Source organism: Streptomyces sp. NPDC006197 (assembly GCF_040613865.1).
Taxonomy (GTDB): Bacteria; Actinomycetota; Actinomycetes; order Streptomycetales; family Streptomycetaceae; genus Streptomyces.
Genome location: NZ_JBEXSZ010000002.1, coordinates 1 through 26933, shown reverse-complemented (window position 1 = coordinate 26933; position 26933 = coordinate 1). Strand labels below are relative to the sequence as shown.

Below are 26933 nucleotides of genomic sequence, written 5' to 3'. Positions count from 1 at the left end.
CCCCGTGGTCGCGGCAAGTCGCCGGACATGATGCGTATCGGGTACACGATGATGACCGAGCAGGCAGGCCCCCGTGAGCTGGTCGGGCACGTGGTCGAGGCGGAACGGGCCGGATTCGAGTTCTCCGTGATCTCGGACCACTCCTTCCCCTGGCTGCCCGAGCAGGGACACGCCCCGTACGCGTGGAGCGTGCTGGGCGCGGCGGCGCAGGCGACCTCCGACATCCCGCTCATGACCCTGGTGACCTGCCCGACCTTCCGCTACCACCCCGCGGTGATCGCGCAGAAGGCCGCCACCCTGCAACTCCTGTCCGAGGGCCGCTTCCGGCTGGGCCTCGGCTCGGGCGAGAACCTCAACGAGCACATCGTCGGCAGGGGCTGGCCGTCGGCGCGCGTGCGCCTCGAGATGCTGGACGAGGCGGTGGAGATCATCCGCGCCCTGTTCGGCGGGGAGTACGTGACCCGTCACGGCCGCCACTTCCAGGTCGACGACGCCAAGCTCTGGGACGTCCCGCCCACGCCCCCGCCCCTCGGCATCGCCGTCTCCGGGCCGCGGTCCTGCGCGCTCGCCGGACGCCACGCCGACCTGGTGGTCGCCACGGAGCCGAAGCGCGAACTCCTCGACGCCTTCGACGCCGAGGGCGGTGCCGGAAAGCCCCGCCTCGGACAGCTGCCCATCTGCTACGACCCCGACCGCGACGCGGCCATCGCCCGCGCCCACGAGCAGTTCCGCTGGATGCTGGGAGGCTGGCGCCTCAACGCCGAACTCCCCCTGCCGGCGGGCTTCGCACAGGCCTCCCAGCACACCCGCCCGGAGGACGTGGCGAAGAGCATCCCCTGCGGGGACGACGTGGACGCCGTCGTGGAGGCGGCCCGCGCCTACGCCGAGGCGGGGTTCACCGACCTCGCCCTCGTCCAGATCGGTGGCGACCACCAGCTGCCCTTCCTCCGCTGGGCGGAGTCGACACTGCTGCCCGCCCTCCGCGACCTGTAGGGAGCCCCCATGGACCGCGCCGCGCTCTTCGACGTCGACGGAACCCTCGTGGACACCAACCACCTGCACGTGGTGGCCTGGTGGGAAGCGTTCCGGCAGGGCGGCCACCAGGTGCCGACGCACGCCGTGCACCGGGCGATCGGACTGCCCGGCGAGCAGCTCATCGAGCACCTGCTCGGCAGTTCCCGCGACCCGTCGGACGACGACCGGCTCAGCACCGCCCACGACACCCTCTACGCCACCTTCTTCGAGCGGCTCCAGGCCTTCGACAAGGCCGGCGACCTGCTCCGCGCCCTCGCGGGCGACGGATGGAAGGTCGTCCTCGTGACCTCGGCCAAGGACCGGGAGCTGAGCGCCCTGCGCCGCGCCGTCGACGCCGACGAGGCCCTCACGGACACCGCCACCTCCGACGACGTCGAGGAGGGCAAACCCGCCCCCGACCCGATCGAACACGCCCTCTCGCTCGTCGGCGTCCCCGCCGACCGGGCCGTCTTCGTCGGCGACAGCGTCTGGGACATGAAGGCCGCCCGCCGCGCCGGAGTGGTGAGCGCCGGCCTGCTGTGCGGCGGCATCCCCCGCGCCGACCTCACCGAGGCGGGCGCCGCCGCCGTGTACGCCGGCCCGGCCGACCTCCTCGCCCACCTCGACACCAGCCCCTTCAAGACCGTCCCGGCCGACGGCGCCCCCTCGGGCACCGGCGAGCCGTAGGGAGATGAACACCATGACCGGACCGAGCAACCCGGACCCGGACCCCCGCCGCACCCCGGGCGTCGAGCCCGGAGGGGGAGTCCCCGCGGGCGAGACGCCGCCGGCCGAGTCCGGGACGGGGACGGGCACCGGTCCCTACCGGCCGCCCCGGCGCGGCTGGGCGACGGGCCCGCTCCTCATCGTGTGGCTGCTGGTCATCGCGTGCGCCCTGTTCTTCCTCGTGTACGCGATCGTCCTCGCGGCCCGCTGAGCCCGCTGAGCCCGCGCCGGACCGACCGGGCACGACCCGCCCGGCACGCCCCTCGGCACCACTCGCCTGACACGACCCGCCCGAGCACGACCCACCCGAAAGGAATCCTCCATGGCCCGCAACGAGCCCGACCCGCAGGCGGCCCGCGGCGACGACGTGTACCAGCCCACCCACTCCGACGCGGGCAACCGCCCGAGCGGCGAACTCGACCCCGAGAACGCGCTCGTCACGGACCCGCTCGACGACCCGGCCGCCCCCGGCTACTCCCCTCCGGAGCACCCCAGGGGCATCGACCGGCACGGCACCACCCAGCGGGAGCAGCAGGAGGGCGAGCCGCTCGACGAACGGCTGGCCCAGGAGGTGCCCGAGGCACGGCCACCCGCCGCCGACGGCGCCGTACCCGCGGAGGAGGCCGCCGTCCACGTGGAGACCGGGGCGGAGGGGACCGAGGAGGAAGTCGATGAATGAGCGTACGAACGAGCCCGCGGACGCGCGCCTGACCGAGAAGGAGCTGAGGGAGCACCCCGCCGACGACCCGGTGCACCCGCCCTCCGAGCGGCCCGACGGCGGCCGTTCCCGCCACGAGCGGGGACGGCAGGACACGGACGACGTGCGGGGGCAGACCACCCCCTCCCAGGCGGAGGGCGAGCGCCTTCCGGACGACGAAGGAGCGTGATCACCCGGGCCGCCCGCCGGTCCGTACCGCGCCGTTTGCCCGCCGGGGCGGTGGGCAGCAGCCGCAGAGGAGCCCGTACGCCCCACCCGCGTGGAGGAGTGGCGCGACCCCGAGCCGCCTGTCGACGAGCCCACCGAACAGGACAGGGAACGCGGCAGCGACAGCTGACCGCCCCTCCCGTGACCGCTTCCCACCCCCTTGGGGACACCATGGACCTCGACTTCCTCAAACCACTCCTGGAACGCCCCGGCCCCTGGGCCTCCGTCTTCGTCGAGACGAGCCGGGACACGGAGGACGCGGCGCAGATCCAGAAACTGCGTGACCGCGCCGTCGCCCGGCAGCTCGTCGACGAGGGTGCGGATCCGGCCACCGTCCGTGCGGTCGCCGAACGCCTCCGCACCGAGCCGACCTCCGGATCGCCTCCCGGGCGGGCCCTCTTCGCCACGGCCGGGGAGATCGTGCTCGACCTCCCCCTGACGACGCCGCCGCCCGGCGTCGAGGCGACCTGGTCGAACCTCCCGCACATGGCGCCGCTCCTGTACCTGCGGGGCGACGAACCGGCCTGTCAGGTGGCCCTCATCGACCGCACCGGCGCCGACCTGGAACTGCGCGGCCCTTTCGGCATGGAGGACATGGGTCGCACCGAGGGGAAGACGTGGCAGGGCCGCGGCCACCGCGGCCTCCCCGCCGACCGGTACGAATGGCACTACAACAACAAGGTCGAGAACGCCTGGGAGGAGACGGCCGACATCATCGCCGCCGAGCTCGTCCGGCGCTGCCCGCAGGACGGCGGGACCCTCCTGGTCCTCGCGGGGGACGCCCGCGAGCGGAAGGCCGTGCGGGACCGGCTTCCGCAGCGGTTGCGGAGCTACACCGTCGAGGTCGAGCACGGCAGCCGGGCGTCCGGCGTGTCCACCGAGGCCCTCGACCGCGAGATCGAGGACGCCCGCGCACGGTACGCGCGGGAACGCGTCCGCAGCGCCCTCGACGACTTCCGCAGAGGACGGGGACGGCCCGGCGAGCACCGTGAGGGAACCGTGGACGCCGGCCCCGGCCCGGCCGCCGAAGGCGTTCCGGCGGTACTGGAGGCCGTGCGCGAGCACCGGGTCGCCACCCTGCTGCTCGGGCTCGACGCCGCCGACGCGGGCCGCGCGGTCTGGGTCGGCCCCGGCGCGTACGACATCGCCCTGGGCCGTACCGAGGCCAAGAACTGGGGGTTCGGCCGGCCGAAGGAGGCGCGCGCCGACGACGCGTTGCTGCGCGCCTGCGTGGCCGGGGACTCCGAGGTCCTCGTGGTCCCCGAGGAGACGGCAGGCCCGGCCGGCGGCCTCGGCGCGGTCCTGCGCTGGAACACCTGACCCACCCGGCGGAGCAGACGGCGCCGCCCCCGACGACAGAAGGGGCGACGCCGCCTCCGCACTCCTTGGCAAGCGCCGCTCTCGCGCGGCCTGGCGAGTGCCGCCTCCGCACGGTCCGGCGAGCTTTGCTCTCGCGCGGCTTGGTGGGGGTTGCCTCCGCACGCCCCGGTGGGCACCGCCCCCGCACGGTCCGGCGAGCACCGCCCTCGCGCGGTCCGGCGAGCTCTGCCCCCGCGCGGCCCGGGGAACGCCACCCCCCTACGCCCCGGCCAGTGGAGCACCCCCCGTACGCCCCGGCCGGCGGAGCGTCTCAGTCGACCAGGTGCAGGACCGCCCGTTCCACCGCGCCCCGTGTGGCCGGGTGTCCGAAGCCGCCGTCCTCGCCCAGCCGTCCCAGCACCGGGGCGATGGTGACGCCCTCCTCGAAGCGTTCGACGACGAGCGGGTCGATGTACGAGGCGCGGCAGACCGCAGGCGTGTTGCCGAGGTAGCCGCTGACCTCCTGGACCGCCCGCCGCTCCGCCTTCGCCCGCGCCACGCGCGAGCCGTCCGCCACCGGCGCCGAGACGGCGAGCGCGACGGCGGCGAGGACCGTCGCGTGCCAGGTCCGGAAGTCCTTGGCGGTGATGTCGCTCCCGGAGTGCTTCCGCAGATACGCGTTGAGGTCCTCCGCGTGGACCTCGTGCCACGCCCGCCCCTCCCAGTACACGAACAGCCGCTCGCCCCCGCCCCGCCGCCGCAGCAGCGCGCGGACGACCTCGTACGCGGGCTCGTCCACCAGGGCCCGGGTCTGCCGACGGCCCGACTTCGCCGGATAGCCGAGGCAGACCTCCCCGCCCGCGCAGCGCGCGTGCTCGCGGAGCAGGGTCGTGAGTCCGTACGAGGAGTTGTCCCGCCGGTACCGCTCGCCCCCGATCCGGAAGAAGCCGAGGTCGAGGAGGCGCACCGCGCAGGCCAGCACCCGCTCCCGGCACAGGCCGCGCCGCTCCAGATCGCGTGCGACGGCCCGGCGCAGCCGGGGGAGGCTGCGGGCGACCTGCCGCACGTGCGCGTGCTTCGCCTCCTCCTGCCGGCGCCGGAAATCCTGGTGGTACAGGTACTGCCGGCGGCCCGCGGCGTCCGTGCCGATGGCCTGGATGTGCCCGTTCGGCCAGGGGCAGATCCAGACGTCCCGCCACGCCGGGGGGATGACGAGCGCGACGACCCTGGCCCGGTCCTCCGGGCTCAGGAGCGCGCCGTCGGCGTCCAGGTAGCGGAAACCCCGGCCGTGGCGGACCCGCCGCCAGCCCGGCCGGTCCGGATCGCTCGTCCTGAGCCGCATCCCTCCACTGTGCCGTCGTAGGGGGCGTCCTGCCTCTCCCGGCAGTCGGGCGCCCGCCCGACTGGGGACGCCGCCCCCGGGTAGTCGCCCCACGGGCCGGCGGCCGAGAGGAGCCATCATGTCCGCGAGTTCGTACTGGATGGAGTCGGCGCCGCCCGCCGCCGTCCGACCGCCCCTGGAGGGCGACCTCGCCGCCGACGCGGTCGTGGTGGGAGCCGGGGTCGCCGGACTGTGCACCGCCCGCGAGCTGGCCCGCGCCGGGCGCGAGGTCGTCGTCCTCGAAGCGGGCCGGATCGCGGCCGGGGTCACCGGACACACCACCGGCAAGCTGACCTCCCTGCACGGGCTGTGCTACGAGCGCCTGCGCGCGGGCCGGGGAGAGGCGGCGGCCGCGGCGTACGCCGAGGCCCAGGAGGACGCCCTGCGAGAGGTGCTGCGCTTCTGCGGGGAGCGGGGCGTCGACGCGGAGGTCGAGCACCGGCCGGCGTACACGTACACCCTCGACGAGACACGCGCCGGGACGATCCGGGCGGAGGCGGCGGCCGCCGCCGCGGCGGGCCTGCGGGCCACGGCGGTGACCGGCACGGAGCTGCCGTACCCGGTCGCGGCGGCCGTCCGGGTCGAGGACCAGGTGCAGTTCCACCCCCGCCGCTTCCTGCTGGCCCTGGCGGACGACCTGGTCGCGCTCGGCGGCCGTCTCCACGAGGGCACCCGGGTCACCGGCCTGCGGGAGGGCGCCGACTGCCGCCTCGCCCTGGAGGGCGGCGGCACGGTCCACGCCCGGGACGTCGTCCTCGCCACCCACTTCCCGCTGCGCTGCCACACCACCCTCCTCATCCGGCTCTCCGTCCGCCGCGAGCTGGTCGTCGCGGCCCCCGTGGCGGAGCGCCACGCGCCGTACGGCATGTACCTGACCCACGAGCACGGCACCCGGTCGGTGCGGACCGCCCCGCTCGGCGAGGGGCGGCGGCTGCTGATCGTCGCGGGCGAACCGTTCGCCCCCGGGGCCGGGGGTGTGAGCGGCCGGTACGAGCGCCTGGAGGCCTGGGCGCGCGCCCGGCTGCCGGGCTTCGCCGAGGCGCCGACGGTCCACCGGTGGGCGGCCCAGGACGTCCACACCACCGACGGACTGCCGTGCGTCGGCCATGAACACCCCGACACCCAGCACGTGTACGTCGCCACCGGATTCGGCGGCTGGGGCCTCAGCAACGGCGTCGCCGCGGGCCGTCTCCTCGGCGCGCATCTGACGGGCGGCCCGCGCCCGCCCTGGACGGAGCTCTTCGACCCGCGCCGCCGGCTGCCCGCCCGCGAACTGCCCGGGGTCGTCCGCCGGCAGGCCACCGTGGCCCGCCGCTTCGCGAACGGCCTGCGGACCGGCCGGCGCTGCACCCACATGGGCTGCGAACTCGGCTTCGACGAGGCCGAGCAGACCTGGGAGTGCCCCTGCCACGGCTCGCGCTTCGCCTCCGACGGCACGCTCCTCCAAGGCCCGGCCACCCGCTCCCTGGGGGGCTGAACCTCCTCGCGTACGCACGCGGACGCGAGGGCCGCCCGGAACGAGGAGTTCACCGCCCCCGAGGTCCGCGTACGCACGCGGGTGCGGGGGCCTGCCCGCCGGGACGCCCGTGTGGCTCCACCCGCCGGGACGGGCGCGCGGCCTCCCGCCGACCGCACGCGCGCGTGCCGCCACTCGGCCGTACGCGCGCGTGCCCCCGCTCCGACGGGGGTACCGGACGGGTCATGATCCGACTGATCGAGGACCTGACGGAGGACCGCACAGCCGCTCTGCTGCTCCAGGGGTACGCCTGGCTGCCCGACGCGCGCCGCCGGGCGGGGAACGGCGAGGCCGTCCGGACCCGGCTGCTCGGCCGGACCGCCGTCGCCCTGCACGGGCCCGAGGCGGTGCGCTTCTTCTACGACGAGAGCCATGTGCGCCGCACCGGAGCCCTGCCGGGACCGGTGCTCGACACGCTCTTCGGCCGGGGCGCCGTCCACACCCTGGACGGCGCCGACCACCGCGCCCGCAAGGCGCTCTTCGTCGCCCGGCTGACCGATCCGGCGGCCGTCGCCTCCCTCGCCGAGCACGCCGGGGCCGCCTGGCGGACGGCGTTCGCCGCCCCCGCCCCGCGCGAGGTCGTGCTCTTCGACGAGGCGGCGCTCGTGCTCGCGCGGGCCGTCCGCGACTGGGCCGGGCTGCCGTACGACGACACCCGGATCCGCGGCCTGGCACGGGACTGCGTCGCCATGGTCGACGGCTTCGCCACCCCCGGCCCGCGCCACCTGCGGGCCCGCCGCGCACGCTCCCGCCAGGAGGAGGTCCTCGCGGACGCGGTCGGGAAGGCGCGGGCGACGGCGCTGCCCGCCGAGGAGACGCCGTTCGGGGCGTTCGTCCGGCACCGCGGGCCCGACGGAGCTCCGCTCGACCTCCACACCGCCGCCGTGGAGCTCCTGAACATCGCCCGCCCGGCGATCGCCATCGCCTGGTTCGTGGCGTTCGCCGGACACGCGCTGCACCGGTGGCCCGGGACCCGGGAGCGTCTGCGCGAGGACGGCTCCGGCGCCTACGCGACGGCCTTCGCCCACGAGGTCCGCCGCTTCTACCCCTTCGTGCCGTTCGTCGGCGGCCTCGGCGCCCGTGACCTGGAGTGGCGCGGGGAGCGGATCCCGGAGGGCGCGCTGGTCCTGCTCGACGTGTACGGCCAGAACCACGACCCGGCCCTCTGGCCGGACCCGTACCGGTTCGACCCCGAGCGCTTCCTCTCCCGGCCCCCGGACCCGGACGGTCTGATCCCGCAGGGCGGCGGTGACGCCCGTACCGGCCACCGCTGCCCCGGCGAGGACGTCACCGTCGCCGTCCTCGCGGCCCTGTCGGGCGCCCTGGCCCGGCAGGAGTGGACGGTGCCCCCGCAGGACCTGCGGATCCCCCTGCGGCGGGTCCCCACCGCACCGCGCAGCGGCTTCCGGATCGCTCTCCGGCCGGTCTGACCGGAAGGTTTGCGCGGCCGTGCTCCGGGCACCGCACCTCGCAGAACGGGGCGGACGTGCCGAGCCGAGGAGGACGTCATGACCGTGACGAGACGCCTGACGGAGGCCGAGTGGCGCATCGTGGAGGAGGAGACGGCGCACCGGCCCCAGGTGTCACGTCAGCCGGAAGACGCCCGGGACCGGGTCAACAGACGGTGGCAGGAGGTCCTCCAGGAGACGCGGGTCGCCCAGACCGGCGTGCAGGTCCTGTTCGGCTTCCTGCTCAGCATCGCCTTCACGGCCCGCTTCCGCGAACTGGACGGCTTCGACCGCGGACTGTACGTCGCCACCATCGTCCTCGCCGCCTCCTCGACCGCCGCCCTGATCGCCCCGGTCTCCCTCCACCGCTGTCTCTCCGGGCTGCGGCTGAAGGAGGAGGTCGTGACCGCCGCCGGGCGGCTCATGGTCTGCGGCATGGTCCTCCTCGCCCTGACCGTCGCCTGCACCCTCATGCTCATCCTGAACGTGGTCCTCGGCGGCGCGCTGGCCGCCGGGATCGTCGTCGGCGCCGTGATGCTGTGGTTCGCGCTCTGCTGGTACGTCACCCCCTACCGGCTGCGACGCAAGGCGCTGTCGCGGAACCAGCACGGAGGACGACGATGAACAGCGGCGAGAGCGAGTACCGGATCGCCCGGTTCAGGGAGCGCCTCGCGCGCGAGGACGTGGCCGAACTCGGCGTCCGCGTCGAGGTGCGCGGCGCGGCCATCCTCCTGACGGGCACCCTCCCCACGGCCGACCGCCGCGACGAGATCCTCCGCCTCGCCGGCACCGAGCTGGCCGGCATCCCCGTCCACGCGGACCTCCTGGTCGCCCGCACCGACCCTCCCGACCGTCCCGAGGAACTGTCGTGACCCCCGGCGCCGAGCGGAACGGAGCCGTCGTCCGGGTGGCCGCCGTGGGCGACATCCACCTGAGCCCGGACTGCCGGGGCCTGCTGCGCCCCTCCTTCGAGACCCTGCCGGACTGCGCGGACGTGCTCCTCCTCGCCGGCGACCTCACCCGGCACGGCACCGTCCCGGAGGCGGAGGTGGTCGCGGAGGAGGTGCGCGACCTCGGCGTCCCCGTCGTCGCCGTGCTCGGCAACCACGACTACCACTCGGAGCGGGAGGCCGAGGTCACCCGGGTCCTCACCGAGGCCGGGGTCGCGGTCCTGGAGGGGGACCGGGTGGTCCTGCCCGTGGCGGGCCGCAAGGTCGGCGTCGCCGGGGCGAAGGGCTTCTGCGGGGGCTTCGCGGGCCGCAGCGCCGGGGAGTTCGGGGAGCGGGAGATGAAGGACTTCGTCCGCAGCGCCCGTCGCAGCGCCGAGGGCCTGTACCGGGCGCTGGCCGACATGTCGGCCGACGGCTGCGCGGCCAGGATCGCCCTCACCCACTTCGCGCCCGTCCCCGACACGCTCGCCGGCGAACCGGTCGAGATCTATCCCTTCCTCGGCAGTTACCTCCTCGCCGAGGCCATCGACGAGGCCGGTGCCGACCTCGCCGTGCACGGCCACGCCCATCTCGGCACCGAACACGGCATGACGGCCGGCGGGGTACGCGTGCGCAACGTGGCCCAGCCCGTCATCGGCCGGGCGTTCGCGCTCTACCACCTTCCGCTCGCCGCGAGCTGAGCGGCGGTCAGCGCCCCGCGCGGTCCGGCCGTCCGCGCGTCCCGCCAGTTGGTCGGGATTCGGTGAAACCTTGTGGCTCCTCGTACCGTCCTCTCACCAGGGAGATGATCGGAACACGGGGAGTGGGGGATTTCCATGGGGCAGGGCAAGTACACCGCGCACATAGCCGTGGTGGCTTCGGCGGTAGGACTGAGCCTGGCGGTATGGGGCGCGGCGGCGCTGATGGACAACGAGGCCGCCGCGAAGATGGGGGGCGCGCCGGCCTCGCAGGGGCCCGCCGGTAAGCCCGGGCAGCCGGCACAGGTGCGGCCGCAGAAGGTGCCCGAGAGCATCGCGCACGCGGCCGAGGCGGGGGGTTCGGCGGTGAACATCACCATCGACGACGGACCCGACCCGCGCTGGACGCCGCAGATGCTGGACATCCTCAAGGAGAACGGCGTCAAGGCCGTGTTCTGCATGGTCGGCCCGATGGCCAAGGACCACCCCGACCTCGTCAAGAGGGTCGTGGCGGAGGGCCACAAGCTCTGCGACCACACCGTGTCCCACGACACGACGATGGACAAGAAGTCCGTCGCGTACCAGAAGCAGCAGATCTTCGAGGCGAAGAAGATGATCGAGGACGCCGCCGGGGGAGCGACGGTCGAGTACTACCGGGCTCCGGGCGGGGCGTTCACGCCGGACAGCCGGCGGCTCGCCGCCGCCGCGGGGATGCGGCCGCTCGGCTGGAACGTGGACACGAAGGACTTCGAGCAGCCGGGTACGGCCTCGATCGTCAACACCGTCAAGAACGAGCTGTCGAACGGGCCGACGATCCTCTTCCACGACGGCGGCGGCGACCGCGCCCAGACCGTCGCGGCCCTGCGGCAGGTGCTGCCGTGGCTCAAGGAGAGCGGACACACCTTCAGCTTCCCCGTCCGCACGACCCCTTGAGCCACGGCGCGGAGGGACCCCCGTTCGGACGGTGAGAACGGCGAGAGCGGGGGCGGGCCGTGACCCGTGGCGGGCCGGCCCGTTGTGAGGGTGTGACCTCAACACGACGCATCTCCTCGATCCTCGCCGTCGCCGCCGCCTTCTCGTGCCTCGGCGCCTCCGCGGCGTCCGCAGCGACCGCCGCCGAAGCCACCGGACCGCTGGGGCCCAAGATCAACCCGATCAGCGAGCTCGACGCGCTCACCATGACCGGCATCCCCGAGGAGTCCCGCGGGCGGTTCCCGGGTGTCGCCGGCCAGCTGAAGGGCCTCGACCGGCTGAACGAGCTGGGGCAGCTGCACCAGCTCACCGACCAGGCGGCGCCGGTGACCGGGCTGCTTCCCGTCTCCGCCTGACCGACCGACACGACCGAACGAACCCTCCGAAGGTCCGGTGCCCCGACGGCACCGGACCTTCGCCGTCCCCGCCCCCGGATCAGAGCGCGGCGGGGTTCTCCCGTACGGGGTGCTTGCTCAGGATCGAGACCCGGTTGAAGGCGTTGATCGTGATCGCGACCCAGATCACCGCCGAGATCTCCTCGTCGCTCAGCGACCGGTGGGCGCTGTCGTAGGCGCGCTCCTGGGCGAGGGAGTCGGAGGGGAAGGTGGTGGCCTCCGCGAGGGCCAGGGCGGCGCGCTCCCGGTCCGTGAAGAGCTCGGTGTCGCGCCAGGCGGCGAGCACGCCCAGACGGCGGGTCGTCTCGCCCGCGCGCAGGGCGGCCCTGGTGTGCACGTCGAGGCAGTACGCGCAGCCGTTGAGCTGGGACACGCGGAGGTTGACCAGCTCCACCAGGACGCGGTCGAGCCCCGCCTCGGCGGCCGTCGCGCGCACGGCGTCCGCCGTCTGGACCAGCGCGTGGTAGGCCTTGGGACTCTGCTTGTCGACGTAGATCCGCTGGTCCGCCGGGGCTCCTGCCGTGTCGCTCACCGTGCGCTCCTTCCGGGCCGTGCCGGCCTCGTCCGCGAACGGTGCGTGTCACCGTCGCAGGGGCTATCATCGTCCATGATTGTTGAAAATGGAACTATCATTGGAGGGGTCGGCATGAGCATCGCGGAGATCGAGGTCCTGACCGCACGGGACGTCCCGCTGGGCGGCCCCCGGGCGATGACCGTACGGCGCACGCTCCCGCAGCGCGCGCGGACGCTGATCGGCGCCTGGTGCTTCGCCGACCACTACGGCCCCGACGACGTCGCCGAGTCCGGCGGCATGGACGTCGCCCCGCACCCGCACATCGGACTGCAGACCGTGAGCTGGCTGTTCAGCGGCGAGATCGAGCACCGCGACAGCCTCGGCAGCCACGCGTACGTACGGCCCGGGGAGCTGAACCTCATGACCGGCGGGTACGGCATCAGCCACACCGAGGTCTCCACCCCCCGCACCACCGTCCTGCACGGCGTCCAGCTGTGGGTGGCCCTCCCCGAGGAGCACCGGAACACCGCCCGGGACTTCCAGCACCACGCCCCGGGGACGGTCCGCGTCGACGGCGCGGACATCCGGGTGTTCCTCGGTTCGCTCGCCGGCTCGACCTCCCCGGTACGGACCTTCACCCCGCTGCTCGGCGCCGAACTCCTCGTCGACCCGGGCGCGACCGTCACCCTCCCCGTCGATCCCGGCTTCGAGCACGGCCTGCTCGTCGACACCGGGGAGGTCCGCATGGGCGGAACGCTTCTGCGCCCGGCCGAACTGGGATACGCCCCCACCGGGGCCGGGACGCTCACCCTGACCAACGAGTCGGACACCCCCGCCCGCGCGGTCCTCCTCGGCGGAACGCCGTTCGAGGAGGAGATCGTCATGTGGTGGAACTTCATCGGCCGCAGCCACGAGGACATCGCCGAGGCCCGCGAGGAGTGGGAGAAGGCCTCCGCCCGCTTCGGCGAGGTCGCCGACTACCCCGGCGACCGCCTCCCGGCCCCCGCCCTCCCCAACGCCCGAATCACCCCGCGCAGGAACCCTGCACGCCGCTGACCCGGGGTTTTCCCCGCCGAATCGATGCGGGGTGGGGATGCCCGGCTGTGACTGCGGCTGTCGCCGCGACGGTGGGAGGGGTGCATCGCAGCCCCTCCTATGACTTCGCGTCTGAGGGCGTGTGTCACCACGGCATTGTCCGACAGGCCAAGGCCTGATCGACCACCTCATCGGCCGAGAGCTCTCGCTCCGGCGGCCAAAGACCAAGCTGCTGACGTGGCCGACTGGACAGGCCAGGGCTCTGCCAAGCCTGCCCAGCCACCCGTCCGCCGCGTACTGGCGGATGCGCGATCTCCTCGACCCCGCTTTCGGCACGGAGCTGATGCTTCCACCGGCCGATCCGCTGCTGTCCGACCTCACCACCCCCACAGGGGACGTGACCACGGGCGTGCGGCCCCGGATCCAGGTGGAGCGGAAGAAGGGCGTCGCCCGCGATTCGGTCATGAACACCACGGCGCGCGGCTTCGCCGCACCCCAGGACGCCGCGGACGCCCGCCGTCAGGGCCGGCGCCTGCGCTGCACCCAGCAGGAGAGCCCCTGGTTCGACCACCATGACATCGTGCTGCGGATCGAGGCGGAGGCGGAGGAATGGGCGCTGCTCCTGGCCCTCGTCCATGTCATAAGAAGTCATCTCAATTGGCGGCGCATTGGGCTGTAGGTCGTGGCGGGCAACGTTGAGCGTCTGGTGCCCGACGGCCCGTGGGAGCTGCTCCATCGAATCGCCTCAGCTTTGCCCGCTGCCGGACTGGATCCCGCCCGATTGCTGAGAAGAGACCAAAACGTGGCAAACCAGTTCATTCGCCTGTGCCGCGCGCTCCTCCCTGGGCAGCTCGCTTGGCCAGATCGCCTCACCGTTCGCAACCCGTCGGGCTCAATCGGCGAAACAATGCGACGACTTCATAGGAGACTCGGGCCATGACCTCACCTGGCCCCGTCGGCGGCACGCCGGTCAAGAAGCGGATCGAGCGCTTCATAACTGGTGGCTGCCTGGTCTCTTTAGTTCTGCTGATCGTGGTTGGCGTAAGTCTCGTGGCCGTGGTCGGGTACGCCCTGTGGAGCACCAGCAGCACCACTGAGAAGAACCGGGCGGCGGCCGAAACCGAGCTCCGCGACCTCATCGACCGCACGGCCCGGGAGTCGGCCGGGGCGCTCCGCGCGAGCGCCACCACTGACCCCGCCGCGCTCACCACCCTCATCTGGAAGCGCACCGAGGCACCTGTCATCACCTACGATGCGGCTCGCAAGGGGTTCACCGCGGTGGTCGAGAAGGCGATCGTCTACGAGAGAGCCAGCATTCTGGGCAGCAACCCCGACCGGATCACCTCGTGTGGCATCTTCACGTACACCCTCGGCCCGGATCGTGCCTGGCGCGTCAGCGTCGCCACGCGGGAGACCGCCGCCTGCCTGCCCGGCCGGGAGATCGACGCGCTGGCCCGCGAGGCAGGGCGGGTCCTGGAACACTCGGACAACGACCTCACGACCGTTACGCAGGCCCAGGGCGTCCTCGACCGGACAAGGCCCCTGGGCCGGCTGACCGTGAGGAAGGTGACACACGACGAACGCGCCACCACCGTCTCCGCTCTCCTGACCGATACCGCCCAAACGGTCGAGCAGTGCTTTCTCTTCACCCTGTCCCGTCCCGGAAGCCAGGTGCCGAGCCCTGTCGCCGTCACTCCTGCAAGCTCATGCTGAAGCGGCCACCCTGCGGCAGGACTTCGACGCGGTGACGGCGGGCCCAACTGTGCCCCACAGCCCAGGCATCGTCGAAGGCCACGTTTACCGAAGGAAACTCTGAGGCGCAGCACGTGGCGGCTATGCGTCCTTTGCCTTCCTTCGCGGCTCGTATCCTCAATTCGTCCTAGAGGTACTTCATCAGCGTCTCGAAGCCCACCGCAGCGCAGTACTCCGACACTCGCTTCTCCGCGTCCTGATCGTTGTGCGAGACCGCCTGGGACGTGTCGTAGAGGATGTGGCTGCCCGCGTGGTCGAGATGCTCGCGGTCGATGACCTTCGCTGCGGAGATCACCGCCGCGGCGGTGAGTACGGGCTCGTTACCGTAGCCCTTCTCGGGCGGGTCATGGACGATCCGCTGCCAAGCCGACAGGTCCGAGCAGTAGTCCTCCCTCCAGGACGCAACCCGCTCCGGATCGGGCTCCTGCTCACCACAGGCCGAGAGGGCCCCCGTCAGGACCACGGCCAATAAGGCCGACACCCTCCGCTTGTTCGTTTTCCGCATCTGCAGTACTCCTGTCGTCAGGCACAGGTCAAAGCACACTCGGTCAAGGATCGGCAAGGCGCCCCCTCGACGATTCAGCCTCGTCGGCCGGCCACGAAGGCGATCGTTGCCCACCCACACATGCCGGCAAAGACCACGACCGCCGCCGGCCCGGTCCAGCGATACACGTCCTCACCGACGTGGGCGAGCCCGGCGGCAATCGCCTCACCCGGCGTGTTGTAGTCCGCGGCGTTGTTCCGGCCCTTGCAGTGGTGGTTGGAGGAGAGGAGCCAGCCAACGCCGCGAAGGATCGCGAGGATGACGAGAAGGACCATTCCGGTAATGATCGGCGGTAACAGGGTGCGGCCTGGCGCATGTAAGTAAGCGTCCACACAGCCACGGTTCCACTCCCAGCGCTTTGTGCACCTGAGTACGCATACTCAGAGGCCATCTCATCCTGCGAGCCTGCGGTAGCAGATGAGAGCGCAGGCGATGCTGGTGAAGGCGAGAAAGTGGTCGGCTTTGCGTTCGTAGCGTCGGTGGAGGCGCCGGCAGCCGGCGAGCCAGGCCATGGTGCGTTCGATGGTCCAGCGATGACGGCCCAGCCGCTGCGAGGACTCGACGCCTTTGCGGGCGATGCGGTGGGTGATGCCACGCTCGCGTAACCATCGCCGCAGGTGGGAGTAATCGTAGCCCTTGTCGGCGTGAAGCTTGCCCGGCTTGCGCCGCCGGGGCCCGCGGCGGGACCGGATCGGCGGTATGCCCTTCACCAGCGGGATCAGGGCCTGACTGTCGTGAAGGTTCGCCGCCGAGATCCCAACAGAGATGGGCGGACCGGTCCGCTCAGTGATCAAGTGAATCTTCGAGCCGTACTTGCCCCGGTCCAGAGGATTCGGACCCGTCAGGTCCCCCTTTTTCAAGGCCCGCATGTTCACCGAGTCGATCGCGCAGCGGGACCAGTCCAGCTCGCCGCGGGCACCGAGCTCGTCGAGCACCACGCGGTGGAGTTTGGCCCACACCCGCGCCCTCGACCACTCGCTGAATCGCCGATGGGCTGTTGCCCCTGGCAGCCCGAAAGACGCTGTCGGCAGTTGTTGCCACGTGCAGCCCGACGTGGCCACGAACACGATCGCCGCCAGGACCTCTCGGTCACCATGCCGACGCCGGCCACCACCCTGGGGCCGAGGCGGCGCCTCCGGCACCACCCGCTGGAACAGCTCCCACAACTCGTCCGGCACCAGCCGCTCAACAATCCCCACTACAGACCGCAGCCTACCGACCCTGCCAAATGAGATGAACTCTAAAGCGTGTTGCAGAAGGCTGTCCCGTAACTGCTGCTTGCCACAGGCGCTGAGCCTTTCCCCGTGCTGGATTCCCATGAGCGCGCGGACGTTGTCAGCGGGCGAGGGCACACTGACTGCATGATCATCTCTTCATCCACCACAGACGATGTCTCCCGCCCCTCCCTCGTCTGGGTGGAGTCGATGGGCGGCCCTCTGATCGTCGTCCCCGTCTCCGCCCTGGCCTCCTGGGGCGGGTGCATGGAGAGCGGTGTCATGGCGGGAGACGCCACCGCTCCAGACGACTACGACCGGGCCTGCGCGGTGGACGATCTGGCCGGTGTGGTCCCCGTTGGCGAGAACGGCGCGCAGGCACTGGTGCTGGCGGACGAGCCGGCCACCAGCTGCTATCTGCCCGAGCGCCGAGCGTTCCTGCGGTGGCTTGCCGCCGGCTCCGAGGCCGGACTGAGCGCCGCGGCAGACACTGTCCTCGCAGACCCGGCCACGGTGTGGGAGGAGTGTGACACCTGGGTGTCGGACGGTCCGGCGGTGCTCATGGACTCCGCCGAAGCGGGTTCCGACTTGGGCATCGAGTACCCCGGCGGTGGGATGCCCGTCGAGGCATCGGTCCCGCTGCCCGCCGGCCGCTGGAGGGTCCGCGCCACGCACACCAAGTGTGGACGAGGAGAACCGGGTCGGCCTGGTCCAGCTCCTGCCCGCCGAATCCTGGCCGGGCAGTGCTTCGGCCGGGTGCGGTCAGTCGCGGCGCGCAAGGTTGTGCAGATGGGCGATGCCGAGCATCGCGTGGTGCACGCCCTCGCCCTTGAGGCGGCAGTCGCGCAGGATCTTCCAGGACTTCATCCGGGCGAAGGCGTGCTCGACCCGAGCGCGGACCTTGCGGTGTGAGGTGTTGTTTTCTTCTTTCCAGGCAGGCAGTTCGCTCTGCCCAGAGTCGCGGCGGTGTGGGATGACGAGCCCGGTACCTCGATAGCCTCCGTCGGCGATCACTGTGGTGTTCCCGACGGTGTGCTTGGCGCCGGACAGCTCCCATGCCTTGCGGTCGTTGCGGTTTCCCGGCAGTGGCCGGCCGACCACGATCACCAGTTGGGTGTCGGCGTCGATGACGACCTGGTGATTCGTCGAGTATCGGTAGTTCTTGGACCGCTCCGCCATCGTGTGGTCGCGGGTGGGAACCAGAGCGCCGTCCACGATGAGCACGGCGTCCTTGCGAAACCGCTTACGTGCCCGGAACGCGAGAAGAGGCCCGACCTGCCTGACGATGCGGTCGGCTGCGGACTTCGAGACACCGAAGAGCGGCGGCCCGCTCAAAAGCGGGCCGCCGGCCACAAACACGAGGACGTCACCGCTTGGTTGCGTCCCTGATCTTCTGCATGGCCTGGCGCACGTCGCTCTTCGCCTGCTCGGCGCGGCCGCTGCCAGTCATGCGCTCGTTGCCGACGGCCCGGCCGGCAGCCTCCTTCAGCTTCCCCTTGAGCCGCTCGACCGTGGGATTCGCTTCCTCTGCTGCCACTACTTTTCACTCCTAGGTGTTGGCACCGAAGGACGTCTATGCGCATTGCCCCGCTGCCGTTCCCTAAACAATCTCGATGCACAACGGGGGCAGCGCCGCCGGGACGAACCAACAGCGGCCCCGATGCTGGTTCCCTTCTGATGACGCTCGTCATGACGCGAGGGATGCAGGGTAGGTGGGGATCGACAGGGATCAGCCCTGTGCCTGTGCCAGGGGAGCCGCAGTGACATGCGCACGCATTCCCGGAGCTGGAGCCGAGTTCCCGGCATCTGCACGTCCGCCGGATAAGGAGTACCTATGAGTGAGAGCATGTGGGCCTATGTTCCGACCAGTGGCCACACCCGCGATGATGACCTGGCTGGGTACCACGTCGAGGCAACAGACGGCCCCATAGGGAAGGTCGACAAGTATTCAAACGAGGTCGGCTCCCAGTACATCGTCGTCGACACCGGTGTCTGGATCTTCGGCAGGGAAGTGATGCTGCCCGCCGGCACCATCACCAGTGTCGACAACCAGGCCAAGAAGGTCTACGTGTCGCGCACAAAGGAAGAGATCAAGGCTTCGCCGGAGTTCGACAAGAAAAAGCACCTGGGCGATCCCGCATACCGCGACCAGTTGGGCGGCTACTACGGCTCCGGCCACTGATTCCTAATGTGGTCTGTCAAGCGGCGAGGGCTGCCGGTGGTGTGAGTTCGTAGCACCGTCCATCGCGGAGGAGGGCCCAGAGGACGTTGACACGGCGGCGGGCGAGGGCAAGGACGGCTTGGGTGTGGCGCTTACCTTCGGCGCGTTTGCGTTCGTAGAACCGGCGGGATTCCTCAGACCGTCGGATGCTGAAGAGCGCGGAGGCGTAGAAGACGCGCTGGAGCCGTCGGTTGTAGCGTTGCGGCCGCCGTAGGTTTCCGCTGATCTTGCCGGAGTCGCGCGGGACCGGTGCGACGCCGCCGAAGCCGGCGAGGCGGTCCGGTGTTCCGAAGACGGCCATGTCACCGCCGGTGGCGGCCAGGAACTCAGCCCCGAGGATGATGCCGAGGCCGGGCATGCTGGTGATTGCGTCGAAGTGGTGGTGGTCGCGAAATCGGGCCTCGATGAGCTTGTCGAGCTCGGCGACCTGCTGGTTGAGGGTAACCACCTCCTTCGCCAGGATCTGCACCATCTGGGCGGTCAGCTTCTCGCCGGGCAGACCAATGTGCTGGCGTTCGGCCGCTTCGACCGCGGTCTCGGCGAGTTGATCGGCGCGGAGGACCTTGCGGTTTCGTAGCCAGGTCTCGAGGCGTTTGGTGCCGAGCCGGCGGATGGCCGCAGGGGTCTGGTAGCCGGTCAGCAGGGTCAGCGGGCCCTTGTTGGTGAGGTCCAGGGCTCGTTCCAGGCTGGGGAAGATGCCGGTCAGCTGGGCTCGGAGCCGGTTGACGGTGCGGGTGCGGTCGGCGACGAGATCCATTCGGCGACCGGTGAGGATCTTGAGGTCGGTGACGATGTCGTCGCCAGCGTGTAAGGGGTGCAGGTCGCGGCGGATGCGGACCTGATCGGCGATGACGGCGGCGTCCTTGGCGTCGGTCTTGCCTTCGCCGCGGTAGCTCTCGGAAGCCCGGTGGATGGCCCGGCCGGAGATGTAGCGCAGTGGTTGGTCGTGGTGGAGGAGGAGCGTGATGGCCAGGGCGGCTCCGCCGTCGGCCAGGTCGATGCCCCAGGTCACCTCATTGCCCAGGGCCAGTACGTCGGTGATGAGTTCGAGGAGTGCGGGCTCGTCGTTGGCAACGCGACGCGACAGCAGCCGGCGGCCGCTCTCGTCGATCGCAACGCAGTGGTGGTGGGTCTTGCCTGCGTCGATGCCGGCCCAGATCGCGGCCATCATGCCTCCGTGCGGTGGGGTGTGCTGGGTGCCTCCCGACGGACGACCTCGCTGTCGATTCCCTACGGAGCGATCATTCGCAATTCCTAATTGGCAGCCGAGTCGTCGTGGGGCACCGGGCGGCCAATCAGTGCAAGCCACCTGGGGCAGAGCCTTTTGAACCACACCCGGCACCCCTGGGCGGGTCAACCATACGAAGGGCTCACCACATCCCGCAGAACAACGTAGGGAGCCTTTTCAGACGGGCCACCGATCGGGTGACGCTGGTGGGGTGGGACCGGGGCTGCAACGCGCAGGACGCCCGTGCCGTTGATGGGGATGTTCGAAGTCTCAATCCACCGGCACAGGAACCTCGTTGGTCCCCCACCCTGCCGCACTCAACCTGCCGCACGCCTTGGTCGAGTGAGTCGCCATACTCATCGTCACCCGCGGGGACGACCGGCGGTGCAAGCCTCCGCCGCACCAGCGTGCGCTCGTCGCTCTCGTGTATCTGCGCCACCATGGCACCCTCGCCCGCGTCGCCGCCGGCTTCGGGATATCTGTCGGCACCGCCCACGCCTATGCCACGGCCGTGACCTGCCTGCTTGCCAATCGCGCGCCGGGCCTACCCAAGACACTGCGCGAGCACGATCCGGATTTCATCCTGCTGGACGGGACTCTCTCCGAGTGCGACCGCGTCGGAAACAGCCGGGTGGACTACTCGGCCAAGCATCGCCGGCATGGAGTGAACATTCGGGTCGTCACCGACCGCCGCTGGCGAGGTGCTGTGGCTCTCGCCCACGCTGCCGGGTCGCACCCACGACCTGACCACTGACCGCCTCCACAAGATCATTCGGATCTGCGAGCGGCAAGGTGTCCCCACACCGGGTCTTCGAGCGCCTCCTCGAACTGCCCGAGGTCGTCGGCACTTGGCACTTCACCGACAAGGAGAGCAAGGGGACGCAGGTGGACGTCCCGCTCGCCACAGCGATCCACGCCTGGATCTCCGGTGAGACCGTCCCCGACCTGGCCCGCGCATGGCTGCCCGGCGTTCCCGCCGAGTGGGCGCTCGAACAAACGGTCCGCAATATCAGCAGCGGCTTCGAGCACGCCTTGAGCCGGGTCACCAGCGCACTGATCAACCTGGTCAACACCAGCCCCCTAATGGCCCCCGCGACACCCCGGCTGAACACGCATACGGCCTGGTACATCCGGCACGGCGTCGACATCGAGCACGCCCTGGCACTACTTACCTCAGGCATCATCTCCCGCTGCCTGGCTCATTCCGTCGGCAGAAGGGCAGCGCAGCGGACGGACCGGTCGGAGCCGGGTTGCTGAGCATCGGGGGCCCGATGTTCTGGGTCGGCTGCGGCAGACAGCGGCTGGGCGCGGTGCCTGCCGACCGGCGTCTCGATGTGCTCGCGATGCTCAACAGCGGACTTGAACTCACCCACTACCTGCAGGATGGCCACCTTGTTACCACCCGACGTCATCGGTAGAACGTCTCCGGGGCAGTAGGGCTTGTGGAGGCGCGGGGGCCAGCTCCGGGGGCCGTACTCTACGGGGACGTCTCACCACAGCACACCGATGCGGACCCGGAATCGTATGCCGTTGATCAACTGCCGTCGAAGCCGGGCGGTGGCCTGCTGGTGGCGGCCGAGGATCGTCAGCGTACGGATCCGGGCGACGAGGGTATGGAGGGCGGGACGGGGGTGCGCGCCGTCCGGCGAGACGTCAACTTCCCTTCGTCAGGTTCCGGTCGAGGACGCCGATGAGCCGTGCTCCCGCGCGGTCGGTCCCGCGGCGCCCTTGCTCCGCATCCGCCGAGGCTCTCTCCAGTCGCAGCCGTGCTGTACGACCACGCAGTGTCAGCGTCATGAACTGGTTGCCGAACCACGGTCCGCCGGTGCGCTCCCACCGGACCGCCGGTCGCGTGATCCGTCCGTGGCGGGCGAGGAGATGCCCGATCCCCTTGGCGAACCGGCTCCAGCCGAAACGGAACCCGGCCCGCATGGCAGCGGGCACCGAGTTGTGCAGCGGTGAACAGGTGAACTGGAAGACGCGGGAGCGCGGCGGCTGCCCGGTGGTCCAGACGGGCTCCGCCACATACGCGTGGTGGACGTCCCCGGAAAGCACGCACACCGTCGCCGGGGCGGCGTCGGCCCTCCCCACCTCGGCAACCGTCTCCGTCAGTCTTTCGAACGACGAGGTGAACGCCGCCCAGTGCTCCAGGTCCGCCCGCCGACGCAGCCACTCGCCGAAGCGCGCCCAGCGCGGGCCGCGTTCGCCCCGGCAGAGCGCCGCGTGCCAGCCCTCCGCGAAGTGGACCATCGGAGGCAGCAGCCACGGGAGCGAGGTCCCGATCAACAGGTGGTCGACGTCGCCGAGCTCGCCGAGTGCCTGTGTCCGCAGCCAGGCCGCTTCCTGAGCGTCCAGCATCATCCTGTGCTGCTCATCCAGCACCCGTGCGGCCCGGGTGTCGACCATCAGCAGCCGGGTGCGACCGAAGTCCCTGCGGTAGCTCCAGCGCACCGACGCCGGGTCGGCGTCGGCGCGTTCGGCGAACGCGCGCAGCACTTCTGTGGCGTCGTCGGCCGCCAGTACCGCCGCGTACAGCTCGTCCTCGGCGAGCTCGGCGGGGGAGAGGTTCCCGAGGTGCTGGTAGACCCAGTACGACATCAGGCCGCCGGTGATCCGCTCGTGCCACCAGGGCGTTGCCCGCATGTCGGCCACCCAGGCGGCGCTGGTGTTCCAGTCGTCGATGACGTCGTGGTCGTCGAAGATCATGCAGCTGGGCACGGTCGAGAGCAGCCAGCGCAGTTCGGGGTCGCCCCAGGACTCGTCGTAGAGGTGGGTGTACTCCTCGTAGTCGGCGACCTGGTCCGGTGGGGCGGCGGAACCGGTGCCGGCGGCCCGCCGATGCCGGGCGATCCAGGCGCGGGTGTCGGCGGACGTCTCGTCCGCGTACACCTGATCGCCGAGGAGGAGGAGAACGTCGGGACGCTCGGCCTCCGGGTCGTCGGCGAGCCGGGCGGAAAGGGTGTCGAGGACGTCCGGGCCCACCGGGTCGGCCTCGCCCATGGCAGGCGCCGCCCACCGGCACGAGCCGAAGGCGATCACCGCGTCCGCCGCCGGGACCGGCGGCGTGCGGATGGTGCTGGGCGGCCGGGACGAGTCCGCGAGGGGCCACACCTGCTCGCCGTCGAGCAGCACCTCGTACGCCGTGGCGGACCCGGGGGCGAGTCCGGTCACGACCACCAGCGCGTAGTGGTGGTCGGCGACGCGGAACGTCGGAGCCGAACCCCCCGCGCCGCCCGGGCACCGGACCTCCACCGTGCACGCCCGGTCGGTCTCGACCCACACCGTCGCGCTTGTGCCCGACTCCCAGTCGACGTGCCGCAGGAGCGGTCCCAGCCTCAGACCGGCCATCACGAGTCCCCTTCCGACGCCCCGCACGGTACGGAACGGCCGCTCCGTACGGTACTGAAACCGCTGCGCGAACAGTGCCGTCGCACCGCCCGGACACCCCGAGCCGGGCCCGGCGGGCCCGCGACTAGGCACTGTCCGGCGGATCATGTGATTACTAGGATCCAGGGGCGTCCGTTCCCCGTTGGTCAGTGCCGGGGGTCTGGGTGGATGCGGTAGTGATGAGCGGTGCGGATCCGGTGTTTTCCGCAGCGGACGGAGAACGGGGGGCTTGTGGGGAGTCGGCGGCTGCACGGGGGGCTCGGGGCGGCGGTGGCTCTGCTGCTCGCGGTATCCGCTGCCATGCTTCTGGGCAGGTCGTGGACCGCCTGCGACGTGGGGGTGGACAACGCGGCCAACGGTGGTTTCCTGCTGTGGCTGTTCATCCCGGGTCTTTGGACGGTCCTGCTGCTGGTCTGGGTTGCGGTGGGCGCCCTTCTGGGGAACCGTCCCCTTTTCCATGCCTTGGTTCTCGCGGTGACGCTGCTGGGTGTGGTCTGGTGCGTCATCTCGATCTTCTGGGAGGGCGCCGCCACTCCTCCGTGCCCCAGCGGCGTGCCCCCATGGTGGCCGAGCCTCATCCCTGCCCCGGGATTCTGAAAGGCCGGTCCCGGCATTTCACGGCTTGGGACAGAGGCGGACTGCTGCTGCGGTGACGGTGCCGTGGAAGACATAGGCCCGTTTGCCGTAACGGGTTGCAACAGCACGGGAGTTCTTGAGGCGGTGATGGTCCGCTCGACCTCGTTGTGACGCCGGTAGCGGTCAGGGTCGAAGCCGGTGGGCCTTCCGCCCGCGCTGCCTCTGTGCCGGCGGTTGGCGCGTTGGTCCTTCGGTTCCGGGATGGTGTGCTTGGTGTCGCGTCGTCGCAGGTAGCGGCGGTTTCGGCGGGAGCTGTATGCCTTGTCGCCGCTGACGTGGTCGGGCCGGGTCCGGGGCCGTCCGCCCAGCGGGCGGGGAACCCGGATCCGGTCCAGGACCTCGATCATCTGCGGGGCGTCGCCCCACTGGCCCGGAGTGATCAGGAGAGCCATCGGGCGGCACCCGCCTTCCCCGGCGAGGTGGATCTTGCAGGTCAGCCCGCCCCGGGACCGTCCGAGCCCCTCGTCGGGGCGGTGGTGCCGGGGCGTCGTCCTTTTTTCGGAACCCGCGGGGTGGCCTTGCGGGCTCCGGCCGCGTGCTGGTGGGCCCGGCAGGAGGTCGAGTCGCCACCGGCCATGCCCCAGTCGATCCGGCCGGCCAGGTCGGCGTCGGCCTGGACCGCCTGCAGGATCCGGTTCCAGGTGCCGTCCGCCGACCAGCGGCGGTGCCTCTCGTAGACGGATTTCCAGGAGCCGTATCGTTCCGGCAGGTCACGCCACGGGACGCCGGTGCGGATCCGGAACAGGATCCCGTTGAGCACGGTGCGGTGATCGTTCCACCGGCCTCTCCGCCTGCCGGAAGGCGGCAGATGCGGCTCCACGAGTGACCACTCGCGATTCGTTAGATCTCCCCGCCCCATGACCGCAGCAACGAGTGACTAATCGGGAAGTCGCATGATCCGCCGGGCAGCGCCTAGCGCCGGCTCACGCCCGACATCGACGAGGACAAGACGGTCAAGAGCGACACCGATGTGAAGGGGAACGGAGAGAAGGTCACCGCGCCTGCTCTCGCGGCCACCACCGAACGGCTCGGTTCCACACTCCTGCGCCCCGCCCCGAAGGCCGGCGACGGACGCCGCTCGTCACCGTCGTCGACCGAGAACCTTCACCGCGATCGAGAGTGCTGCCAAGCCCGCGGCCACCGCCACGGCTCCCCCGATGACACGGTGGTCGTGAGGAAGAGGCCAGCTCGACCTTCTTTCCCAGCACGCGGGCGTAGGCGGTGGCTGCCAGTGCCGCCGCTGGACGACGGCCTTGGCCGTGGTGGAGGCGGCGACGCCCTGCTGGGTGGCGATGCGGTGGGCGTTCACGGCCAGGAGCCCCCACTGCCGAACAGGTGCATACCGGTGGCATCGGCATTGACCGGCGTCCACTTCGCCCAGCCGGCAGAGGCGATCCGGTCCGTGGCCGCCTTCGTACCGCCTTCACTCCCGGCAGCACCGTTGAGGCCGACTGCACCCATCAGCGAGCCGCCGAACCAAGCGGCCAGGTCCACATCGTGCAGACTGCGAATCAGCGTGTGGCGTTCGGACATGGTGCTCCTTCTACGACGTCGTCTCATTTGGCGGGTTGAGCAGCCTGCCCTGTGTGGTGATGGTCGAGCGCCTGGTGCCGGATGGGCTGTGGGAGCTGTTCCAGCGGGTGGTCCCGCCCGCTCCGGCACGACCGCAGGGCGGCGGGCGACGCCGGTATGGGGACCGTGAAGTGCTGGCCGCGATCATCTTCGTGGCCACGACAGACTGCACCTGGCGCCAGCTGCCGCCGGTCTTCGGGCCGTCGAAGCCGACCGCACACCGGCGCTTCACCGAGTGGACTACCGCCCGGGTCTGGGCCACGTTGCACCGCGTCGTCCTCGATGAGCTGGGCTCGCGCGGCGGCCTGGACTGGTCGCGCTGCGCGATCGACTCGGTGAACATGCGAGCCCTGAAAGGGGGAGCTGACAGGTCCGAATCCTGTCGGCCGGGGCAGAAAAGGCTCGAAGATCCACTTGATCACCGAGCGGAGCGGTCTACCGCTGTCCCTGGGCATCTCCGGCGCGGACCTCCACGACAGCCAGGCGCTTGAGCCGCTGGTGCGCGGCATCCCGCCGATCCGCTCGCGTGGCGGCCCGCGCCGGCGCCGGCCCGCCAAGCTCCACGCGGGCAAGGGGTACGACTACGACCATCTGCACCGCTGGCTCCGCTCGCGCGGCATCCGGCACCGCATCGCCCGCAGAGGCGTCGAATCCTCCACGCAGTTGGGCCGGCATCGCTGGGCGATCGAGCGCACGATGTCCTCGCTGGGAGGCTGCCGCCACCTGCACCGCCGCTACGAGCGCAAGGCCGAACACTTCCTGGCCTTCACAGCTATCGCCTGCACCCTCATCTGCTACCGCAGACTGACAGCCTGACGGACGGCACCCGCAGGTGGGACGATCCACAGCGTGATCGGATGGATGCGCCACACCCCGCGCTGGACGGTCATATCGGCCTGCGGCATCGCAGCCGTCCTGCTCTTCGTCGGCGCTTTCGCACACGTCACCGACCTCCTCCATCACGGCCTGCACCCGTACGACTGGGCACCAGGGTGGCTCAACCTCTACTGGTCGTCGCTGGCGCTGTTCGACACGCTCGCCGCCGTGCTGCTGATCCGGGGTAAACGCCGAGGGGTCGATCTCGCCTGCGCCATCATGGCGACCGACCTCGCCGCCAACTGGTACGCGGCCTATGGCATCCAGCACAGCAACCTCGCCGCTCAGCCCGGCCTTCAGCGACTGGCCGTCTTCGCCGCACTCGTCGCGGGAACGGCACCGTTCATCCGACGGCACCTCACCAAATGAGATGACGTCTAAGTGAGCGTTTTGCTTATTTTCATGCTGGTTTGATGTGATTCTGAATCATCGGCCTTGAAGGGCGACCGCGCCTTATCTACCGGAATGTGCCTGTTCTTGAAGGCGGAAGGCCAAGGAAGCAGCTCGGTCTGCCCCAGAACATCCTGTCTCGATTACACAAGCACCAGTTCGCGGTATACCCGGGCGCATACCAACGCTCCCCATACCCCCACACACGCCCTCCCCGGCAGCCACCAGCGCCAGTAATCCCACCTCATGCGACCGCCCCGC

At 71.1% G+C, this 26933-nt stretch carries 29 protein-coding genes and 5 pseudogenes; 23 read left to right on the top strand and 11 right to left on the bottom strand.

The features are described 5' to 3' along the window. Positions 1–27 precede the first annotated feature (27 nt). From ABZ318_RS00715 to ABZ318_RS00690, 6 genes are all read left to right on the top strand, one after another. Positions 28–993: an LLM class F420-dependent oxidoreductase gene (locus ABZ318_RS00715; RefSeq protein ID WP_356900309.1), complete on the top strand. Its 966-nt coding sequence runs from the start codon at positions 28–30 to the stop codon at positions 991–993. A gap of 9 nt (positions 994–1002) precedes the next feature. Then, positions 1003–1701 carry an HAD family hydrolase gene (locus tag ABZ318_RS00710; RefSeq protein WP_356900308.1) on the top strand — a complete coding sequence of 233 codons (699 nt, stop codon included), beginning with the start codon at positions 1003–1005 and terminating at the stop codon, positions 1699–1701. Positions 1702–1714: 13 nt separating this feature from the next. Further along, positions 1715–1951 (top strand): DUF6480 family protein, encoded by a 237-nt coding sequence (locus ABZ318_RS00705; RefSeq protein ID WP_356900307.1) that lies wholly within the window; start codon positions 1715–1717, stop codon positions 1949–1951. A gap of 111 nt (positions 1952–2062) precedes the next feature. Next, entirely contained in the window at positions 2063–2419 is a 357-nt protein-coding gene (locus ABZ318_RS00700; protein ID WP_356900306.1) for a hypothetical protein, read from the top strand. Beyond that, on the top strand, positions 2412–2627 hold the full coding sequence (locus tag ABZ318_RS00695; protein WP_356900305.1) for a hypothetical protein: 216 nt from the start codon (positions 2412–2414) through the stop codon (positions 2625–2627). The genes ABZ318_RS00700 and ABZ318_RS00695 overlap by 8 nt, the downstream gene beginning before the upstream one ends. A 179-nt stretch (positions 2628–2806) precedes the next feature. After that, positions 2807–3985: a hypothetical protein gene (locus ABZ318_RS00690; protein WP_356900304.1), complete on the top strand. Its 1179-nt coding sequence runs from the start codon at positions 2807–2809 to the stop codon at positions 3983–3985. A 310-nt stretch (positions 3986–4295) separates the two neighbouring features. Here ABZ318_RS00690 and ABZ318_RS00685 read toward each other — a convergent pair whose 3' ends face one another. Beyond that, positions 4296–5306, bottom strand: coding sequence for a DNA topoisomerase IB (locus ABZ318_RS00685; protein WP_356900303.1), 1011 nt, complete (start codon positions 5304–5306; stop codon positions 4296–4298). Between the two features lie 118 nt (positions 5307–5424). Here ABZ318_RS00685 and ABZ318_RS00680 point away from each other — a divergent pair, with 118 nt between their 5' ends. From ABZ318_RS00680 to ABZ318_RS00650, 7 genes are all read left to right on the top strand, one after another. Continuing rightward, the gene (locus ABZ318_RS00680; protein ID WP_356900302.1) at positions 5425–6822 is read left to right on the top strand and encodes an FAD-dependent oxidoreductase; all 1398 of its coding nucleotides are present in this window, start codon (positions 5425–5427) and stop codon (positions 6820–6822) included. 224 nt (positions 6823–7046) lie between these two features. Next, complete coding sequence (locus ABZ318_RS00675) at positions 7047–8291, top strand: cytochrome P450 (RefSeq protein WP_356900301.1); 1245 nt, start codon at positions 7047–7049, stop codon at positions 8289–8291. A gap of 78 nt (positions 8292–8369) precedes the next feature. Further along, entirely contained in the window at positions 8370–8933 is a 564-nt protein-coding gene (locus tag ABZ318_RS00670; RefSeq protein WP_356900300.1) for a DUF6328 family protein, read from the top strand. Further along, positions 8930–9181, top strand: a complete 252-nt coding sequence (locus tag ABZ318_RS00665) for a hypothetical protein (RefSeq protein WP_356900299.1) — start codon at positions 8930–8932, stop codon at positions 9179–9181. Before ABZ318_RS00670 ends, ABZ318_RS00665 begins: the two co-directional genes overlap by 4 nt. Continuing rightward, on the top strand, positions 9178–9939 hold the full coding sequence (locus ABZ318_RS00660; RefSeq protein WP_356900298.1) for a metallophosphoesterase: 762 nt from the start codon (positions 9178–9180) through the stop codon (positions 9937–9939). Before ABZ318_RS00665 ends, ABZ318_RS00660 begins: the two co-directional genes overlap by 4 nt. A gap of 135 nt (positions 9940–10074) precedes the next feature. After that, on the top strand, positions 10075–10869 hold the full coding sequence (locus ABZ318_RS00655) for a polysaccharide deacetylase family protein (protein ID WP_356900297.1): 795 nt from the start codon (positions 10075–10077) through the stop codon (positions 10867–10869). 92 nt (positions 10870–10961) lie between these two features. Continuing rightward, on the top strand, positions 10962–11264 hold the full coding sequence (locus ABZ318_RS00650) for a hypothetical protein (RefSeq protein WP_356900296.1): 303 nt from the start codon (positions 10962–10964) through the stop codon (positions 11262–11264). A 79-nt stretch (positions 11265–11343) separates the two neighbouring features. On the opposite strand, the gene ABZ318_RS00645 is transcribed toward ABZ318_RS00650, so the two are convergent. After that, complete coding sequence (locus ABZ318_RS00645) at positions 11344–11835, bottom strand: carboxymuconolactone decarboxylase family protein (protein WP_356900295.1); 492 nt, start codon at positions 11833–11835, stop codon at positions 11344–11346. A 114-nt stretch (positions 11836–11949) separates the two neighbouring features. On the opposite strand from ABZ318_RS00645, the gene ABZ318_RS00640 reads away from it, so the two are divergent. The 3 genes from ABZ318_RS00640 (at position 11950) to ABZ318_RS00630 (ending at position 14565) form a co-directional block, all read left to right on the top strand. Continuing rightward, positions 11950–12873, top strand: a complete 924-nt coding sequence (locus tag ABZ318_RS00640) for a pirin family protein (RefSeq protein ID WP_356900294.1) — start codon at positions 11950–11952, stop codon at positions 12871–12873. Between the two features lie 283 nt (positions 12874–13156). Beyond that, on the top strand, positions 13157–13531 hold the full coding sequence (locus tag ABZ318_RS00635) for a hypothetical protein (RefSeq protein ID WP_356900293.1): 375 nt from the start codon (positions 13157–13159) through the stop codon (positions 13529–13531). A 257-nt stretch (positions 13532–13788) separates the two neighbouring features. Next, positions 13789–14565 carry a hypothetical protein gene (locus ABZ318_RS00630; RefSeq protein ID WP_356900292.1) on the top strand — a complete coding sequence of 259 codons (777 nt, stop codon included), beginning with the start codon at positions 13789–13791 and terminating at the stop codon, positions 14563–14565. A 166-nt stretch (positions 14566–14731) separates the two neighbouring features. On the opposite strand, the gene ABZ318_RS00625 is transcribed toward ABZ318_RS00630, so the two are convergent. The 3 genes from ABZ318_RS00625 to ABZ318_RS00615 all read right to left on the bottom strand — a co-directional run bounded on the left by ABZ318_RS00625 (position 14732) and on the right by ABZ318_RS00615 (position 16341). After that, on the bottom strand, positions 14732–15109 hold the full coding sequence (locus tag ABZ318_RS00625) for a hypothetical protein (RefSeq protein WP_356900291.1): 378 nt from the start codon (positions 15107–15109) through the stop codon (positions 14732–14734). A gap of 74 nt (positions 15110–15183) precedes the next feature. Next, on the bottom strand, positions 15184–15423 hold the full coding sequence (locus ABZ318_RS00620) for a hypothetical protein (RefSeq protein ID WP_356900290.1): 240 nt from the start codon (positions 15421–15423) through the stop codon (positions 15184–15186). A 117-nt stretch (positions 15424–15540) separates the two neighbouring features. Beyond that, a complete protein-coding gene (locus ABZ318_RS00615; RefSeq protein ID WP_356900390.1) occupies positions 15541–16341 on the bottom strand; it encodes an IS5 family transposase in 801 nt (266 codons plus the stop codon). Between the two features lie 168 nt (positions 16342–16509). Between ABZ318_RS00615 and ABZ318_RS00610 the strand changes: the two are divergent. Then, positions 16510–16989 (top strand): annotated as a pseudogene (locus ABZ318_RS00610) (Imm21 family immunity protein); the annotation flags it as partial. A gap of 135 nt (positions 16990–17124) precedes the next feature. On the opposite strand, the pseudogene ABZ318_RS00605 reads toward ABZ318_RS00610, so the two are convergent. After that, positions 17125–17685 (bottom strand): annotated as a pseudogene (locus tag ABZ318_RS00605) (transposase); the annotation flags it as partial. 43 nt (positions 17686–17728) lie between these two features. Further along, positions 17729–17899 carry a CsbD family protein gene (locus ABZ318_RS00600; RefSeq protein ID WP_356900289.1) on the bottom strand — a complete coding sequence of 57 codons (171 nt, stop codon included), beginning with the start codon at positions 17897–17899 and terminating at the stop codon, positions 17729–17731. A 297-nt stretch (positions 17900–18196) separates the two neighbouring features. Here ABZ318_RS00600 and ABZ318_RS00595 point away from each other — a divergent pair, with 297 nt between their 5' ends. After that, positions 18197–18544, top strand: coding sequence for a PRC-barrel domain containing protein (locus ABZ318_RS00595; protein WP_356900288.1), 348 nt, complete (start codon positions 18197–18199; stop codon positions 18542–18544). 16 nt (positions 18545–18560) lie between these two features. Here ABZ318_RS00595 and ABZ318_RS00590 read toward each other — a convergent pair whose 3' ends face one another. Continuing rightward, a complete protein-coding gene (locus ABZ318_RS00590) occupies positions 18561–19754 on the bottom strand; it encodes an IS110 family transposase (RefSeq protein ID WP_356900287.1) in 1194 nt (397 codons plus the stop codon). Between the two features lie 409 nt (positions 19755–20163). Between ABZ318_RS00590 and ABZ318_RS00585 the strand changes: the two are divergent. Both ABZ318_RS00585 and ABZ318_RS00580 read left to right on the top strand, forming a co-directional pair. After that, positions 20164–20611 (top strand): annotated as a pseudogene (locus tag ABZ318_RS00585) (transposase family protein); the annotation flags it as partial. Next, entirely contained in the window at positions 20604–21068 is a 465-nt protein-coding gene (locus ABZ318_RS00580; RefSeq protein WP_356900286.1) for a hypothetical protein, read from the top strand. The pseudogene ABZ318_RS00585 and the gene ABZ318_RS00580, both read left to right, overlap by 8 nt. Positions 21069–21464: 396 nt before the next feature. Here the strand turns inward: ABZ318_RS00580 and ABZ318_RS00575 are convergent, their stop codons facing one another. Then, positions 21465–23159: an alkaline phosphatase D family protein gene (locus tag ABZ318_RS00575; RefSeq protein ID WP_356900285.1), complete on the bottom strand. Its 1695-nt coding sequence runs from the start codon at positions 23157–23159 to the stop codon at positions 21465–21467. A 309-nt stretch (positions 23160–23468) separates the two neighbouring features. On the opposite strand from ABZ318_RS00575, the gene ABZ318_RS00570 reads away from it, so the two are divergent. Beyond that, positions 23469–23795 (top strand): hypothetical protein, encoded by a 327-nt coding sequence (locus tag ABZ318_RS00570; protein ID WP_356900284.1) that lies wholly within the window; start codon positions 23469–23471, stop codon positions 23793–23795. Positions 23796–23813: 18 nt separating this feature from the next. Here the strand turns inward: ABZ318_RS00570 and ABZ318_RS00565 are convergent. Together ABZ318_RS00565 and ABZ318_RS00560 are read right to left on the bottom strand one after the other, a co-directional pair. Continuing rightward, positions 23814–24693: pseudogene (locus tag ABZ318_RS00565) on the bottom strand (IS5 family transposase). Between the two features lie 316 nt (positions 24694–25009). Then, positions 25010–25367, bottom strand: a pseudogene (locus ABZ318_RS00560) (hypothetical protein); the annotation flags it as partial. 59 nt (positions 25368–25426) lie between these two features. Here ABZ318_RS00560 and ABZ318_RS00555 point away from each other — a divergent pair. Together ABZ318_RS00555 and ABZ318_RS00550 are read left to right on the top strand one after the other, a co-directional pair. Beyond that, positions 25427–26222 (top strand): IS5 family transposase gene (locus ABZ318_RS00555; RefSeq protein ID WP_356900389.1). Its coding sequence is split into 2 segments (ribosomal slippage): positions 25427–25759 and positions 25761–26222, totalling 795 coding nucleotides; the frame shifts between segments, so codons are not numbered across the junction. Positions 26223–26255: 33 nt separating this feature from the next. Beyond that, the gene (locus ABZ318_RS00550; RefSeq protein ID WP_356900283.1) at positions 26256–26651 is read left to right on the top strand and encodes a hypothetical protein; all 396 of its coding nucleotides are present in this window, start codon (positions 26256–26258) and stop codon (positions 26649–26651) included. The last annotated feature ends 282 nt before the right edge of the window (positions 26652–26933 follow it).